This is a genomic window from Thalassovita gelatinovora (assembly GCF_001458355.1).
Lineage (GTDB): Bacteria > Pseudomonadota > Alphaproteobacteria > Rhodobacterales > Rhodobacteraceae > Thalassobius > Thalassobius gelatinovorus.
In genome coordinates, this window is the sequence record NZ_CYSA01000015.1 from 91,079 (window position 1) to 105,838 (window position 14,760).

Below are 14,760 nucleotides of genomic sequence, written 5' to 3' on the forward strand. Positions count from 1 at the left end.
ACGCTATGGACGATCCCAGCGCCCCGGCAAACGAAAACTGGGGCCCGTTTGGCAGGCCCTTGTTCAACGATCCCGAATCACGGGCGTTGTCACGGGTTGGGGTGATCGATGTCGGATCGAATTCGGTCCGAATGGTGGTGTTCGACGGCGCGGCGCGATCGCCCGCCTATTTCTACAATGAAAAAATCATGTGTGCGCTTGGTGCCGGCCTGTCGGAAACCGGGCGGCTGAATCCAGAAGGCCGGGTGCGGGCGCTGGCGGCAATGCGGCGGTTCCAGCGATTGGCCGAGGGCATGGATATGCCGCAACTGACGGCGGTGGCAACGGCGGCGGTGCGAGAAGCCGAAGACGGGGCGGAATTCGTCGCCGAGGTGGAACGCGAAACCGGCATTCAGATCTATATCATCGATGGCAAGGAAGAAGCCCGGTTGTCGGCGCAAGGCGTGTTGCTGGGCTGGCCGGGGTCTTATGGGCTGGTCTGTGACATCGGCGGGTCGTCGATGGAATTGGCAGAAATATCCGGCGGCACCGTGATGCGCCGGGTGACCTCCGAACTGGGTCCGCTGAAGCTGACCGACGTGGCGGGCGGCAAGAAGGGGCGCAGGGCCTTTGTGTCCGAAACCGTTGCCGCGCTGGCCGACGAAATGGGGCAGCAACGCAACCGGCTGTTTCTGGTCGGTGGATCGTGGCGGGCGATTGCCCGGATCGATATGGAACGGCGCGGGTATCCTTTGCACGTGCTGCACGAATACCGAATGACCCGCAAATCGGTGAATGCCACGCTGGACTATGTGTCGAAAAACGATCCCGACGCTTTGCGCAAACGCTGTGGCGTGTCGAGCCAACGGATGGCGCTGGTACCGTTGGCGGGCGAAGTTCTGAAACAGGTGATCAAGACCTTTCAGCCGCATGACATCGCGGTGTCGAGCTATGGTATCCGCGAAGGGCTGCTGTATGAGCAGATGCCGACGAAACTGCGCGACCGCGATCCGCTGATCGAGGCAAGCTATTTTTCCGAAGCCAAAGATGCCCGCCTGCCCGGTTTTGGCAGCCGCCTGTATGAATTCGTACTGCCGTTGTTCAAATCCGCCCCGCTGGAACGCAAACGGCTGATCAAGGCCGCGTGCCTGCTGCATGATGTCAGTTGGCGCGCCCATCCCGATTACCGCGCCGAGGCCTGTTTCGACAACGTGACCCGGGCCAATCTGGGCGGGTTGCGCCATTCCGAACGGGTGTTTCTGGGCCTGTCGCTGATGCATCGCTATCGCAATTCACGGCAGGGAACGCGATTCGAGCCGATTTTCGGACTGCTGGACGACAAGTCATTGAAAGACGCCGAAATTCTGGGCAAGGCGATGCGTTTTGGCGCGATGCTGTGGCCCCAGAAGGAACTGCCGATCGGTGAATTGCGCTGGTTCCCGAAGAAGAAACATCTCAGCCTGATCCTGGCGCGGGATTCGGAACCTTTGTTCGGTGAAGTGGCGCAGGCGCGGTTCAAATCGCTGGCCAATTCGTTGCAGGCCGAAACCCAGGTCAAGATCCTGCGGTGATGCTGGCCGGTCTGGTTCAGGCCGGGCATCGGGCAAGATCACAGGTCGATTTCGCCCTCATTCGGGTCTGGCACGGGCAACGGTTCGGGCGGCATCGGTTGCTTGCGGCGCAGGATGATGTCGCCATTGGGCAGCAATTCGGGCGGATGGTAGAGCGTGATATCATCCACCTTTTCCATCAGATCGCGCAACGCCGGGCCCATTTCCTTGGCGAACTGGCGCAGGGCCGGTTCCATGTCTTCGGTCAGCTGCTGCAAATCGTCCAGCGCCGGTTCCATTTGCTGCATGATGCCTTTGAAGAACAGCTTGGCGCCTTCTTCCATCAACGAAAAACCGTCATCTTCCCCGGCAGCGGGCGGGGCCGGGTCTTCGGCCAGAACCGGCTGAGCCAAGAATGCGGCGGTCATGGTGGTGATCAGAATGTGTTTCATCGGTCTAATATAGCCGGTTTTTGCAAAAGTTTTTAGAGGTCGCAGGAATTTCCGGCCATTTGCAGCCGTTTCCAACCCGGCGGCGCATTTGCAGAGCTGCTAGGCCAGATCGATATCCAGCGTCACCGGGAAATGGTCCGATGCTGTCACCAACGCATCGCACAGTTCCGGCACCTTGAAACATCCTGCATCTTCGAACGGATGCCAGATCCGCCAGGACGGGTTGCGTTCGGTCAGGTCTGGCGACACCATGATGTAATCCAGCAGCGCCTGAAGATAGCGCTTTTCCGGTGCGATATAGAACCGCGCGGTGCTGATATTCGCCCAGCGATCCGTTAACGTCCGGTGGGCGTGCGGGTCATAAAGCTGCGGCCCGCCGGAATCGCCCAGCACGATTTCGACCGAAGACCGTCCGAACAGGTCTTCGTATTCGTCCAACCCCGGACCATCGTTCAGATCGCCCAGCACGATCAGCGGTTCACCGGCCTGAAGATGGGTTTCAATCCGACGGTGCAGCCAGATCGCCTGTGCCAGTTGTTTGCGCCGGTTGGAAATGGCCGCCCGCATGATCGCATCGCGGCCATGTGCGCCATGTGGGGCCTTGGATTTCAGATGCGCACCGATCATGCGGAATTCGAACCCGCCCGCCGTGCGCAGCCCCAGTTCGAGCGGCGGTTTGGAAAAACTGATCAGATCTTCGGTCGCGTCGATATCCAGATCGATACGAAACACGCCATCAAAGCGCGGTGCCCCTTCCGATCCTTTCTTGCCGGTGGTGTCGCCCAATGGATCATGCCACGCGGTCAACCGGTCGGGATCATATAGCAGCGCGATTTCCTGCTGGGTATGATTTGGAAAGCCGACAATCGCCTTGCGGCAGCGCAGATTGAAGGCGCGGGCGAAGTTTTCCAGCGCCGGAACCGTGGTGCGTTTGCCATTGTGATCGGGTGCTTCGATCACCATCACCGCATCGGCGTCAATCGCGGTGAACACGATACCCAGCGCCGCCAGTTGCTGAGTCCGGGTGACATCCTGGCGCCCCGACCAGCGGGTATCGTCCAGCAGGCCGCCGGATTCGTCGAACAGGTTGTTGAACCATTCGACGTTATAGGTGGCGATACGCATCAGGCCTCCTGCCGGTCGGCAATTTCTTCCCAAGCGTTATTGAAATCGATCATGCGTTTTTCCGCCAGCTTGACAGCCTCTGCCGGGACGCCACGCGCCAACATGGCATCGGGATGGGTGTCGCGGACCAGTTGTTTCCAATGTTTGCGAATATCGGCAACCGGCATGTCGTGGGTCACGCCCAGCACCGCGTAAGGATCGGGCGCGGCATCGGGCACGAAACGGCTGCGCAGCCCGCGAAATTCGGCTTCGCTCATGCCGAAAATTTCCGCCACTCGCAACAGGAAGGCGTCTTCGGCCGGGTGATAGGTGCCATCGGCTATGGCAATATGAAACAGGCCTTCCATCAGATCACACAGGCAGTCCTGACCGTCGCCGAACATCGCCCGGATGCGGCGGGCGTAATCTTCGAATCCGGCCACATCACGGCGGGCCAGGTTGAACACCCGCGCCGCGCCGGCTTCGTCTTCGCGGGCGATCTGGAACACTTCGCGTATGGCGCTGACTTCGTCGCGGGTGACCAACCCGTCGGCCTTGGCCATCTTGGCCGACAGGGCGATCACTGCGATGGTAAAGGCGACGCTGCGTTCCGGCGGGGTGCGCAAGCGGTCAAAGATTGCGCTCAGCCCCTCGCCACTGGCCAGGGCCGAAATCGCTTCGCCTATGCGTCTCCAAATCGACATGAAGCCATCCTAGTCTGCGCCTGCCTAAAAGTCATCGCGCATAAAACAGATGCAGCACCGGGATCATAGGATTTTCTGCATCAGCACAAGATCCATCCAGCGCTCGAATTTGCGCCCGACCTGCGGCAGCCGGGCGATTTCGCGGTAACCCAGCGCGGCATGAAAACCGACCCCACCGGGGTTGTCGCCGCTGACGCCCGCGAACAGCGAATGAACCCCGGTGGCGCGGGCGTGATCTTCGAGCGCGATCATCAAGTCACGGCCCAGCCCCTGCCCCTGTGCCTGCGGCGCGATATGGATGGTGTGTTCCATCGTGTGCCGATACCCCGGACCGCCCCGGAATTGGAAATAGGTGGCAAAGCCTGCCACCTGCCCGGCCTGTTCCACCACAAGGAAGGCTTTGCCTTCGGCCTGTTTGGCGGCGATATCAGCGATCAGATCCTGCGGTGTCTTTTCCAGTGTGGTAAAGGTCGCCGCAGTGTCGCGGATGATGTGGTTCCAGATATCGGCCACCGCATCGGCATCTTTGGGCCGTGCATCGCGGATCGTCATTGCAACATCACCTTGTCTTTGGGTCCAGCCGGGCTGAGCGCGGGCTTGCTGTCAATCCGGTCTCGACATGGGCGCCCCCCGCTGCCAGAGTTTGCGATGACACGACGATGTGATCCAATTGCAACATTTTGCCCGCTCCGCAGTTCCGCTCGCTTGAACCGATCTAAATATAACCCATTTCGTCAGGAAATCTGACTCCGTAAACAGGGAAACGCAATGCTGCTTAGAACCATCGACCGATTTTTCCGCCATGAAGCCTCTGGCGGCATCCTTCTGATGCTTTCGGCCGTTGCCGCGCTGATCGTGGCGAATTCTTCGCTTTCCGGATTTTACGACAGTTTCCTTGGGGCCAAACTGGCGGTCACGCTGAACGGTGAAGGTTTGGCAAAGCCGCTGATCTTGTGGATCAATGACGGGCTGATGGCGGTGTTCTTCTTCCTGATCGGGCTGGAACTGAAGCGCGAGATACTGGAAGGCAAACTGAAAAATCCCAAGGATGTGATGCTGCCCGGGATGGCGGCGGTGGGTGGCATGGCGGTGCCTGCGGTGATCTATGCCGCGCTGAACTGGGGTCAGCCAAGCCTGTCAGGCTGGGCCATTCCGGCGGCCACCGATATTGCCTTCGCGCTTGGCATCCTGGCCCTGATGGGCACCCGCGCGCCCGCCTCTCTCAAGGTGTTTCTGCTGACGCTGGCGATCCTTGACGATCTGGGCGCGATCGTGATCATCGCGCTGTTTTACACCGCCGATCTGAAAATCGAATACCTGTATCTGGCGCTGTTGCCGCTGGCGGCGCTGATTTGGCTGAACCTGCGCGGTCAGCACCGGGTCGCGCCGATGATCCTGCTGGGCACAATCCTGTGGGTTCTGGTGCTGAAATCGGGCGTTCATGCGACCTTGGCGGGCGTGATTACCGCCTTCTGTATCCCGCTGACCGACAAATGGGGCAAATCCCCGCTGCACGCGCTGGAACATGGGTTGGCGCCTTATGTGCTCTATCTGATCGTGCCGATCTTTGCCTTTGCCAATGCCGGGGTCGTGCTGACCGGGATCACCCTGGCCGATCTGGCGGCCCCCTTGCCGATGGGGATCGCGCTTGGCCTGATCGCGGGCAAACAGCTGGGTGTGTTCGGGGTGACGTTCATCATGGTCAAATCGGGACTGGCGCGGATGCCCAGCGAAGCCAACTGGATGCATATCTATGGCATTTCCTGTCTGGCCGGGATCGGGTTTACCATGTCGTTGTTCATCGGCGGGCTGAGCTTTGACGATGCCGCGCTGATGAACCAGGTCCGGCTGGGCGTGTTGTCGGGATCAGTGGTGTCTGCGGTGCTGGGATATGTCGCGCTGACGCTGGCCAGCCGCCGCAACGCCCCGGCCGCTGTGCCAATGGCAGACTGACAGCGCATATAAAGGGCCCGCGCGTCACAGAAACACCGGGCCCTTCTTCTGTTCAAAACTATCCTCGGGGGGAGGCCAGCAGGGCCGTGGGGGGCAGACAGCCCCCCTTCCCCATCGATCAGCCGCGCGCGGCGCGGATCAGGCGCAAAATATCCTGCGCAGCTTCGGGAATATTGGTGCCGGGTCCGAAGATCGCCTTGACCCCGGCCTTTTGCAGGAAGTCGTAATCCTGCTGCGGGATCACCCCGCCACAGATCACGATGATATCGCCAGCATCCTTGGCCTTCAGCGCCTCGATCAATTGCGGTGCCAGCGTTTTATGCCCTGCCGCCTGCGACGAGATGCCGACCACGTGCACGTCGTTGTCGACCGCATCCTGTGCGGCCTCGTCGGGGGTCTGAAACAGCGGGCCTACATCGACGTCAAAGCCGATATCGGCAAAGGCGGTGGCGATCACCTTGGCGCCGCGGTCATGACCGTCCTGGCCCATCTTGACCACCAGCATGCGCGGGCGGCGGCCTTCTTCTTCGGCGAAATCTTCGACCGATTTCTGGATCTTGGCAAAACCTTCGTCGCCTTCATAGGCCGCGCCGTAAACGCCGGCCAATGTCTTTACCTCGGCGCGGTGGCGGCCGAATTCCTTTTCCATAGCCATGCTGATTTCTCCGACGGTTGCCCGGGCGCGGGCGGCTTCGACCGCCGCTTCGAGCAGGTTGCCGCCCTGTTTGGCGCGGCGGGTGAGTTCCTCGAGCGCCGCTGTGCAGGCGGCATCGTCGCGGGTGCTGCGGATCTTTTCCAGTCGGGCGATCTGGCTTTCGCGCACCGCGACGTTGTCAACGTCGAGAATGTCGATCGGGTCTTCTTTTTCCTTGCGGTACTTGTTGACGCCGACGATCACTTCCTGACCGCGGTCGATCATTGCCTGACGGCGGGCAGCGGTTTCCTCGATCCGCAGCTTCGGCATGCCCGACGCCACCGCCTTGGTCATACCGCCCATTTCTTCGACTTCCTGCATCAGCGCCCAGGCCTTGTCAGCCAGTTCCGCAGTCAGGCTTTCGACGTAATAGGACCCGGCCAGCGGGTCGACCACGTTGGTCACGCCGGTTTCTTCCTGCAAGATCAGCTGCGTGTTCCGCGCGATCCGGGCGGAAAAATCGGTGGGCAGCGCGATGGCTTCGTCCAAAGCGTTGGTGTGCAGCGACTGGGTGCCGCCGAGAACCGCGCTCATCGCTTCATAGGCGGTGCGGATCACGTTGTTGTAGGGGTCTTGTTCCTGCAACGACACACCCGAGGTCTGGCAGTGGGTGCGCAGCATCTTGGACCGTTCGCTCTGCGCCCCGAATTCGGTCATCACCTTGTGCCACAAAAGACGCGCGGCGCGCAGCTTGGCGGCTTCCATGAAGAAATTCATCCCGATGGCAAAGAAGAACGACAGCCGCCCGGCGAATTTGTCCACGTCCATGCCCGCTTCGATCGCGGCACGCACATATTCGCGCCCGTCGGCCAGCGTGTAAGCCAGTTCCTGAACCAGGTTCGCGCCCGCTTCTTGCATGTGGTAGCCGGAGATCGAGATCGAATTGAATTTCGGCATTTCATTCGAGGTGTATTCGATGATGTCCGAAATGATCTTCATCGACGGTTCAGGCGGATAGATATAGGTGTTGCGGACCATGAATTCCTTCAGAATGTCATTCTGAATGGTGCCTGCCAGCAAGGCCTTGTCGTGGCCCTGTTCTTCGCCGGTGACGATGAAATTGGCCAGGATCGGGATCACCGCGCCGTTCATCGTCATCGACACTGACACCTTGTCCAACGGAATGCCGTCGAACAGGATCTTCATATCTTCGACGCTGTCGATGGCGACGCCCGCCTTGCCGACATCGCCGACCACGCGCGGGTGGTCGCTGTCATACCCGCGATGCGTGGCCAGATCGAAGGCGACCGAAACCCCCTGCTGACCGGCGGCCAGGTTGCGGCGGTAAAAGGCGTTGGATTCCTCTGCCGTGGAAAACCCCGCATATTGCCGGATGGTCCAGGGCCGCCCGGCATACATGGTGGCCTTAACGCCACGGGTGAACGGGCCAAACCCCGGCAGCGACCCCATATGCGGCAATGCGCCGGTATCGTCTTCGGTATAAAGCGGCTGAACCTTGATGCCTTCCAGGGTGTCCCAGGTCAGGTCGTCCAGCGGGCGGCCGCGCAGTTCCTTTTCCGCCAGTTCGCGCCAATCATCCTTGCTGTGGGTCATGGTCATGTCCTTCTGTCTGCGCGCCGCTTGGGGGCGACGCAATAGGGGGATGTAAGGGGATCGCCGCGAAACTGCGGGTCCGCCGTGAAATTGTCATTCGCATTTGGGGCCGGGATACCTATATCTTGATCAACAGGAGGCCCCATGATCACGCGAATATTTGGAATTGCTGCATTAATCGCCCTACCCGGCTGGGCCATGGCGACCGACGCCACCCTGCCCGAGACGCTTTCGGCACAGAGCGACGAGGTCACGCTGGAGCAATTCTTGTGGCTCAAGCGGCCCGTCGTGGTTTTCTCTGACAGCCCCGCCGACCCGCGTTTCGTCGAACAGATGCGGTATCTGGCGGCGGATGTGGACGGTTTGACCATCCGCGATGTGGTGGTTTTGACCGATACCGACCCGACCGGTAAAAGCGCGTTGCGCGAAAAACTGCGCCCGCGCGGGTTCATGTTGGCGCTGGTCGATAAGGACGGCCAGGTGAAGCTGCGCAAACCCGCCCCATGGACGGTGCGCGAAATCACCCGGTCGATCGACAAATGGCCAACGCGGCAACAGGAAATCCGCGAAGAGCTGGGCAAGGAATAGCCGGGATCAACCAAGATCGGGCGCCCGTCCCACTGCGTGGAACGTGCGGCCCCCGACCGGTCAAGCCGGGGGCTGCCAATGACGGCGGCCCCGGTCTTGTTTGAACCACAAGCCTTCATGCCCTCACTCGAACTCGATGATCACTTCGTCAACCGCCAAGCTATCCCCCGGCGCTGCGTTGATTTTCTTGACCACCGCTTTTTTCTCGGCGCGCAGGATGTTTTCCATTTTCATCGCCTCGACGGTGCAAAGCGCCTGCCCTTCTTGGACTTCTTCGCCTTCTTCGACGTTGATCTTGACGATCAGGCCGGGCATCGGGCAGAGCAGCATTTTCGAAGTATCGGGCGGTAGCTTTTCCGGCATCAACCGGGCCAGTTCGGCCTGACGGGCGCTGCGGACATGGACTTTCAGATCGGCCCCACGGCTGCGGATGCGGAACCCGCCCGAGATTTTGCCGACCTTGAGCACCAATCCTTCATGGCCGTCAAAGGTGATTTCTGCAAGTTGATCGCCCGGGGTCCAATCGCTGGCCACCCGCAAGGAACCGCCATCTTCGAATTTGACCGTCGATCCGTCGTGATCGGCATCGATATGCACCGGGAAATCCTGCCCCTGAAGCGTGACCACCCATTCGGTGCCGACACGGCGTTCGTGATTGTCCATCCGGCCCGACACCCGGGTGCGGCGGATTTCGGCGACCCGGTGCATGGCGGCGGCGGCGGCGGCGATCCGGCGCAGGGTATCGCCGGGCAATTCGACGCCGTCGAACCCATCAGGATATTGTTCGGCAATAAAGGCCGTGGTCATTTCGCCAGCCATGAAAATCGGATGATCCATCACCGCCGACAGGAACGGCAGGTTATGACCGATGCCTTCGACTTCGAACCCGTCCAGCGCGTTGCGCATTGCTTCGATCGCTTCGGCCCGGGTCGGGGCCCAAGTGCAAAGCTTGGCAATCATCGGGTCGTAATACATGCTGATTTCGCCGCCTTCATAGACGCCGGTATCGTTGCGCACGGCATGAGCGCCCGCAGCCGCTTCACCCTGCCATTTGTCATTGGTCAAAAGCGGACCTGCGGCCATTTCCACCGGCGGACGATACCGGGTCAGACGCCCGATCGAGGGCAGGAAGTTGCGATAGGGATCTTCGGCGTAAAGCCGGTTTTCGATTGCCCAGCCGGTCAGTTTCACATCGTCCTGGGTCATGGTCAGCTTTTCGCCTGCCGCGACGCGGATCATCTGTTCCACCAGATCGACACCGGTGATCAGTTCGGTCACCGGATGTTCCACCTGCAAACGGGTGTTCATTTCCAGAAAATAGAAATTCTTGTTGCCATCGACGATGAATTCCACCGTGCCGGCGCTGGCATAGCCGACCGCTTGTGCCAAGGCGACGGCCTGTTCGCCCATCGCCTTGCGGGTGGCTTCGTCCAGGAACGGGCTGGGGGCTTCTTCGACAACTTTCTGATTGCGGCGCTGGATCGAACATTCGCGTTCGCCCAGATAAACACCGTTGCCATGGGTATCGCAGAGCACCTGAATTTCGATATGGCGCGGCTGGGTCACGAATTTTTCGATGAAGATCCGGTCATCGCCGAAGCTGTTGGCGGCTTCGTTCTTGGAACTTTGGAAGCCTTCGCGGGCTTCTTCGTCATTCCACGCGATCCGCATGCCTTTCCCGCCACCACCGGCGGAAGCCTTGATCATCACCGGATAGCCGACCTGATTGGAAATCTTGACCGCGTCTTCGGCGTCTTCGATCAGGCCCATGTAACCGGGCACAGTGGAAACGCCGGCTTCCTGAGCGATCTTTTTCGAGGTGATCTTGTCACCCATCGCTTCGATCGCACCGACCGGCGGGCCGACAAAGGCGACGCCTGCGGCTTCCAGTTCCTGCGCGAATTTGCTGTTTTCCGACAAGAACCCATAGCCGGGATGCACCGCTTGTGCGCCCGAGGCGCGGATCGCCTCCATTACCTTGTCGATGACGATATAGGATTGGTTGGCGGGCGGTGGGCCGATATGCACCGCTTCGTCGGCCATCTGGACATGCAGCGCCTGCTTATCCGCATCCGAATAGATCGCGACGGTCTGGATGCCCATCTTGCGGGCGGTCTTGATCACACGGCAGGCGATTTCGCCCCGGTTCGCAATCAGGATCTTATTGAACATTTTTCGTCCCTTCCGGTACTTGGCCGCCGGGAAGGCCCGGGGCAATGGCAACAAAAAACCCACCACGGCACGGGGCCGCGATGGGGTTTACAATCTCAATCGGCCCGAAGGCCGTCCCTGGCTGCTCAGTTGCAGCGCGAAGGGTATCTTTCGCAATAGGCGACATTGGCCGCCGCGCCGACAAGCGCACCGGCGGCAAGGTTGCCGTCAAGCACGGCAGCGCCCGCAACGCCCGTGCCGGCGCCGATAAGCGCCCGTTCCCCGAACGTGTCACCACAGGCGGCAAGCCCGCCGCAAACGAGGAGTGCAATGATCCATTTTTTTGATCGCATGATGCTTGGCCTTTTTTTCCCAATGCTGAGTGTGGGATCAAATTGACCAAGTCAGGGACATTGTCCAAGCCCCGAATTCGGGCCGGGGATTTATGCGCAAAACTTTGCTTATAAACGTTTTTTTCGAACATCCACGCGCCGAAAAAAACGGGCGGTCGGCCATGACGCAGGCCGAACCGCCCAGAAGGGGAAGGGTAACAGTATAGAACACGAGTCACAGCCCACTTGCGATGAACTGTGGCTACGGATTCCACGCTGGCGCAGTTGTGCGACTGCGCCAAGCCGCCCTTATGCGGTGCGTCGATTTGGGCTGTTTCCCGCGCAAGTTGGTGAGGGTTGTGCAAATTCATGCCGATCAATCCTCGAATGCTTCGGGGAAAGACGCGCGCGCGCGGGCTTCGTCGATCACCAGCAGCGCGTCATAGCTGGCGGGATCGAACGGGTCTTCGGCGGGAATCACTTCGCGCCCGAACAGCCAGCTTAACCGGCCAGCATCAAGATTGCCGCGTTCGAACGGTTGATCGCCGAAATGTTCCCACAGGGCTTTTATAAAGGTGGCATCGACGCGCCGGTCCACCGATTTGCGGTCCCGGTAACGGTCCCGGCGGGTCAGCGGCGTGACGCCCTTGGGATTGGCGCGGCGGATGATGAATTGGAAATCGGTGCCGGGCATACGGCCCGGGAATCCGCGGTGTTTCAGCATGGTCTGCTCCCTCTGGTTCGGGGCGGGCAGACTGGAACAGGCCGTTTCCCGGCCTGTTCCTGCTTTACAAGGCCAGCGCCCCGATTATTTGTATTTGCCGGTGTAAACCGGTTCGACCGAAATAGGTTCGGGCGTGACCATAACGTATTCTTCGGGTTCCGGCTGTGAACAGGCCGCCACGACGGCGACCAGGCCCAACGCCAGAACAGTTTTGATAATGCTCGACATTTGTTTCTCCTGTCTGCTTGGAACGACAAATCAGGGCTTCTGAACCCTGGCTGCCCCCAATATGAACTTGGGGCCGTTCTGCGACGCCCCTTGAGAAACATAGTCGAAAAGGACCTAATTTGATACGTGGCGGCACCGATACGCGGGGGCTGTGGCGGCAAAGCCTCAAAACCCAAGTGACGTGAAGAAAACTGCGCAACATCTTGTGGGTACATCAAAAACCCTCCCAGATACAGCGGCCAGTTTCGACGTTGAAAGCTTCGAAAAACTGGATCACCTCGGGATCGGTACTGCCGAATTCCAACGCCTTGGAAGACATCGAAATAACGATCTGCGACACCGCTTTACCGGCCGTGTGCAATTGCGGCAGCGCGAATTCGGCGCAGAGATGGGGGAAATCGCTTTCGACCCGGTCATAGCGGACCCCGTCGGCCAGTTCCGGCACCACGAAGCGGAACCGCGCCCATGCGGTGCCGTCGGGCTGTGCTTCGATGAACTGATCCAGCAAGGTAAGCTGCAATCCGGAGGGCACGGCGGTCAGGGCCTCCTCTTGCCCTACCGCCGTGGCCGCGCTGGTCCAGCAAAGGACACCTCCGCACGCGGCGAATACCTTGATCAAGTCATGCATGGCGGCCTCCGCCAGCATAGGCGACCCAACGGGCCCGATACGCGGGATCACTGAGCAGCGCCGACAACATATCTTCGGATTTCTGTCGGGGAAATGCCCGGTCGACCTGCCCGCCTGCGCGAACCTGCAACCGATCCCCGGCCCGTTCGACCCGGATAACCGGGGCGAATCCGTTCAATGTCTGTAAGCTACGCCACATATCTTGCCGTATTTGCCGGGCCAGACGCAAGCGTCCACATACCGGAAACTGCGTATCGACGCAAAAATCGAACCGCACCGGCAGGCGACGGGCCAAAGTCAGCACCGGCCCGTCCCGCAAGATATGCCAGTTGTCGCGGGTCATCGTGCGCCCCCTATTGCGCCCGACCAAAAGCCGGGCAGCGCCCTGATATGTTGCAAACGGCTTCACCAGCGATCACAGCGGAATGTTGTCGTGTTTCTTCCACGGATTGCTGAGCTTCTTGTTGCGAAGCGACGCAAAGGCACGGCTGACCCGTTTACGGGTCGATTTGGGCTGAATCACCTCGTCGATGAAACCACGCTCGGCGGCGACGAAGGGATTGGCGAAACGGCTTTCGTAATCCGCCGTGTGCGCCGCGATCTTGTCGGCATCGCCCAGATCGGCGCGATGGATGATTTCGGTCGCGCCCTTGGCCCCCATCACCGCGATTTCTGCGGTCGGCCAGGCATAGTTGAAATCGCCGCGCAGGTGTTTCGAGGCCATCACGTCATAGGCACCGCCATAGGCTTTGCGAGTGATCACGGTGACTTTGGGAACGGTCGCTTCGCCATAGGCGAACAGCAGCTTTGCGCCATGTTTGATGACACCGCCGAATTCCTGGCTGGTTCCCGGCAGGAAACCCGGCACGTCGACCAAGGTGAGGATCGGGATTTCGAACGCATCGCAGAACCGCACGAACCGCGCTGCTTTGCGCGAACTGTCGATATCGAGGCAGCCAGCCAGAACCATTGGCTGGTTCGCCACCACACCGACGGTCTGACCTTCCAGACGGATGAAGCCGGTGATGATGTTCTTGGCGTATTCTTCCTGAATTTCGTAAAAGTCGCCTTCGTCAGCGATTTTCAGGATCAGTTCTTTCATATCGTAAGGCGTGTTGGCGTTTTCCGGCACCAGCGTGTCGAGGCTGGCTTCGACCCGGCCAGGTTCATCGAAGAACGGGCGTGTCGGCGGTTTTTCCTGATTGTTCAGCGGCAGGAAATCGACCAAGCGACGCACTTCGGCCATCGCTTCGACATCGTTTTCAAAGGCGCCGTCGGCAACGCTTGATTTTTTGGTATGGGTCGATGCGCCGCCCAGCTCTTCGGCGGTGACCTGTTCGTTGGTGACGGTTTTCACCACGTCGGGACCGGTGACGAACATGTAGGAACTGTCGCGGACCATGAAGATGAAATCGGTCATTGCAGGGCTATAGACCGCGCCACCGGCACAGGGGCCCATGATGACGGAAATCTGCGGCACCACACCCGACGCCATGATATTGCGCTGGAACACTTCGGCATAGCCGGCAAGCGATGCGACGCCTTCTTGGATCCGCGCCCCGCCGGAATCGTTCAACCCGATCACCGGCGCACCGTTTTGCACCGCCATATCCATGATCTTGCAGATTTTTTCCGCGTGGGTTTCGGACAAAGACCCACCGAAGACGGTGAAATCCTGGCTGAACACATAGACCATGCGGCCATTGATCGTGCCCCAGCCGGTGATCACGCCATCGCCCGCGGGTTTGTCTTTTTCCATGCCGAAATCGGTGCAGCGATGCGCCTTGAACATGTCGAATTCTTCGAAACTGTCCTCGTCGAGCAGCAGTTCGATCCGTTCGCGCGCGGTCAACTTGCCCTTTGAATGCTGGCTGTCGATACGGCGCTGACCGCCCCCGAGACGGGCTGCGGCGCGGCGTTCTTCCAATTCCTCAAGAATATCTTTCATGGCGGACCCCTTTTGATTTGCACTAGGGTATAGGGGCTGCGCCGACCAACTCAAAGCGGAATTCCGCAAATTTGCAAACAGTTGGCAGTCGCGGCATAGCTAATTGCAAATTTGCGAATTACGCTGCGTCAACTTTTTCGCGGTGCTGGACTTCGAATGAATTCAGACGAT

The 14,760-nt window shown here is 59.9% G+C and carries 15 protein-coding genes; 3 read left to right on the forward strand and 12 right to left on the reverse strand.

All coding sequences use genetic code 11. The features are described from left to right. Positions 1–5 precede the first annotated feature (5 nt). On the forward strand, positions 6–1,550 hold the full coding sequence (locus tag TG4357_RS05255; protein WP_058261821.1) for a Ppx/GppA family phosphatase: 1,545 nt from the start codon (positions 6–8) through the stop codon (positions 1,548–1,550). 38 nt (positions 1,551–1,588) lie between these two features. On the opposite strand, the gene TG4357_RS05260 is transcribed toward TG4357_RS05255, so the two are convergent. The 4 genes from TG4357_RS05260 to TG4357_RS05275 form a co-directional block, all read right to left on the reverse strand. Next, positions 1,589–1,981, reverse strand: coding sequence for a hypothetical protein (locus TG4357_RS05260; RefSeq protein ID WP_058261822.1), 393 nt, complete (start codon positions 1,979–1,981; stop codon positions 1,589–1,591). Between the two features lie 99 nt (positions 1,982–2,080). Then, positions 2,081–3,106, reverse strand: a complete 1,026-nt coding sequence (locus tag TG4357_RS05265) for an endonuclease/exonuclease/phosphatase family protein (protein WP_058261823.1) — start codon at positions 3,104–3,106, stop codon at positions 2,081–2,083. Beyond that, a complete protein-coding gene (locus tag TG4357_RS05270; RefSeq protein ID WP_058261824.1) occupies positions 3,106–3,789 on the reverse strand; it encodes a molecular chaperone DjiA in 684 nt (227 codons plus the stop codon). The genes TG4357_RS05265 and TG4357_RS05270 overlap by 1 nt, the downstream gene beginning before the upstream one ends. A 63-nt stretch (positions 3,790–3,852) precedes the next feature. After that, positions 3,853–4,341, reverse strand: coding sequence for a GNAT family N-acetyltransferase (locus TG4357_RS05275; protein ID WP_058261825.1), 489 nt, complete (start codon positions 4,339–4,341; stop codon positions 3,853–3,855). Positions 4,342–4,557: 216 nt separating this feature from the next. Here TG4357_RS05275 and nhaA point away from each other — a divergent pair, with 216 nt between their 5' ends. Next, entirely contained in the window at positions 4,558–5,742 is a 1,185-nt protein-coding gene (gene nhaA, locus TG4357_RS05280; protein ID WP_058261826.1) for a Na+/H+ antiporter NhaA, read from the forward strand. Between the two features lie 118 nt (positions 5,743–5,860). On the opposite strand, the gene scpA is transcribed toward nhaA, so the two are convergent. Continuing rightward, positions 5,861–7,990: a methylmalonyl-CoA mutase gene (scpA, locus tag TG4357_RS05285; protein ID WP_058261827.1), complete on the reverse strand. Its 2,130-nt coding sequence runs from the start codon at positions 7,988–7,990 to the stop codon at positions 5,861–5,863. A gap of 144 nt (positions 7,991–8,134) precedes the next feature. Here scpA and TG4357_RS05290 point away from each other — a divergent pair, with 144 nt between their 5' ends. Then, positions 8,135–8,578: a DUF4174 domain-containing protein gene (locus tag TG4357_RS05290; protein WP_058261828.1), complete on the forward strand. Its 444-nt coding sequence runs from the start codon at positions 8,135–8,137 to the stop codon at positions 8,576–8,578. A gap of 123 nt (positions 8,579–8,701) precedes the next feature. Here TG4357_RS05290 and TG4357_RS05295 read toward each other — a convergent pair whose 3' ends face one another. The 7 genes from TG4357_RS05295 to TG4357_RS05320 form a co-directional block, all read right to left on the reverse strand. Further along, complete coding sequence (locus TG4357_RS05295; RefSeq protein ID WP_058261829.1) at positions 8,702–10,750, reverse strand: acetyl-CoA carboxylase biotin carboxylase subunit; 2,049 nt, start codon at positions 10,748–10,750, stop codon at positions 8,702–8,704. Positions 10,751–10,875: 125 nt separating this feature from the next. Next, the gene (locus TG4357_RS05300) at positions 10,876–11,082 is read right to left on the reverse strand and encodes a hypothetical protein (RefSeq protein ID WP_058261830.1); all 207 of its coding nucleotides are present in this window, start codon (positions 11,080–11,082) and stop codon (positions 10,876–10,878) included. Between the two features lie 355 nt (positions 11,083–11,437). Next, positions 11,438–11,785 (reverse strand): hypothetical protein, encoded by a 348-nt coding sequence (locus TG4357_RS05305; protein WP_058261831.1) that lies wholly within the window; start codon positions 11,783–11,785, stop codon positions 11,438–11,440. 84 nt (positions 11,786–11,869) lie between these two features. Continuing rightward, entirely contained in the window at positions 11,870–12,013 is a 144-nt protein-coding gene (locus tag TG4357_RS19660) for a hypothetical protein (RefSeq protein WP_168370969.1), read from the reverse strand. 214 nt (positions 12,014–12,227) lie between these two features. Next, a complete protein-coding gene (locus TG4357_RS05310; protein WP_074647006.1) occupies positions 12,228–12,641 on the reverse strand; it encodes a DUF6497 family protein in 414 nt (137 codons plus the stop codon). Continuing rightward, the gene (locus TG4357_RS05315) at positions 12,634–12,984 is read right to left on the reverse strand and encodes a hypothetical protein (protein WP_058262387.1); all 351 of its coding nucleotides are present in this window, start codon (positions 12,982–12,984) and stop codon (positions 12,634–12,636) included. The genes TG4357_RS05310 and TG4357_RS05315 overlap by 8 nt, the downstream gene beginning before the upstream one ends. 72 nt (positions 12,985–13,056) lie before the next feature. Beyond that, the gene (locus TG4357_RS05320) at positions 13,057–14,589 is read right to left on the reverse strand and encodes an acyl-CoA carboxylase subunit beta (protein ID WP_058261833.1); all 1,533 of its coding nucleotides are present in this window, start codon (positions 14,587–14,589) and stop codon (positions 13,057–13,059) included. Between the last annotated feature and the right edge of the window lie 171 nt (positions 14,590–14,760).

Bases quoted from the DNA above. Each gene is read 5' to 3' on its own strand.
- scpA (WP_058261827.1), bottom strand. From the start codon at position 7,990: ATGACCCACAGCAAGGATGATTGGCGCGAACTGGCGGAAAAGGAACTG.
- TG4357_RS05290 (WP_058261828.1), top strand. From the start codon at position 8,135: ATGATCACGCGAATATTTGGAATTGCTGCATTAATCGCCCTACCCGGC.
- TG4357_RS05255 (WP_058261821.1), top strand. From the start codon at position 6: ATGGACGATCCCAGCGCCCCGGCAAACGAAAACTGGGGCCCGTTTGGC.
- TG4357_RS05270 (WP_058261824.1), bottom strand. From the start codon at position 3,789: ATGTCGATTTGGAGACGCATAGGCGAAGCGATTTCGGCCCTGGCCAGT.
- TG4357_RS05305 (WP_058261831.1), bottom strand. From the start codon at position 11,785: ATGCTGAAACACCGCGGATTCCCGGGCCGTATGCCCGGCACCGATTTC.
- TG4357_RS05315 (WP_058262387.1), bottom strand. From the start codon at position 12,984: ATGACCCGCGACAACTGGCATATCTTGCGGGACGGGCCGGTGCTGACT.
- TG4357_RS19660 (WP_168370969.1), bottom strand. From the start codon at position 12,013: ATGTCGAGCATTATCAAAACTGTTCTGGCGTTGGGCCTGGTCGCCGTC.
- TG4357_RS05265 (WP_058261823.1), bottom strand. From the start codon at position 3,106: ATGCGTATCGCCACCTATAACGTCGAATGGTTCAACAACCTGTTCGAC.
- TG4357_RS05310 (WP_074647006.1), bottom strand. From the start codon at position 12,641: ATGCATGACTTGATCAAGGTATTCGCCGCGTGCGGAGGTGTCCTTTGC.
- TG4357_RS05260 (WP_058261822.1), bottom strand. From the start codon at position 1,981: ATGAAACACATTCTGATCACCACCATGACCGCCGCATTCTTGGCTCAG.
- TG4357_RS05320 (WP_058261833.1), bottom strand. From the start codon at position 14,589: ATGAAAGATATTCTTGAGGAATTGGAAGAACGCCGCGCCGCAGCCCGT.
- TG4357_RS05295 (WP_058261829.1), bottom strand. From the start codon at position 10,750: ATGTTCAATAAGATCCTGATTGCGAACCGGGGCGAAATCGCCTGCCGT.
- nhaA (WP_058261826.1), top strand. From the start codon at position 4,558: ATGCTGCTTAGAACCATCGACCGATTTTTCCGCCATGAAGCCTCTGGC.
- TG4357_RS05300 (WP_058261830.1), bottom strand. From the start codon at position 11,082: ATGCGATCAAAAAAATGGATCATTGCACTCCTCGTTTGCGGCGGGCTT.
- TG4357_RS05275 (WP_058261825.1), bottom strand. From the start codon at position 4,341: ATGACGATCCGCGATGCACGGCCCAAAGATGCCGATGCGGTGGCCGAT.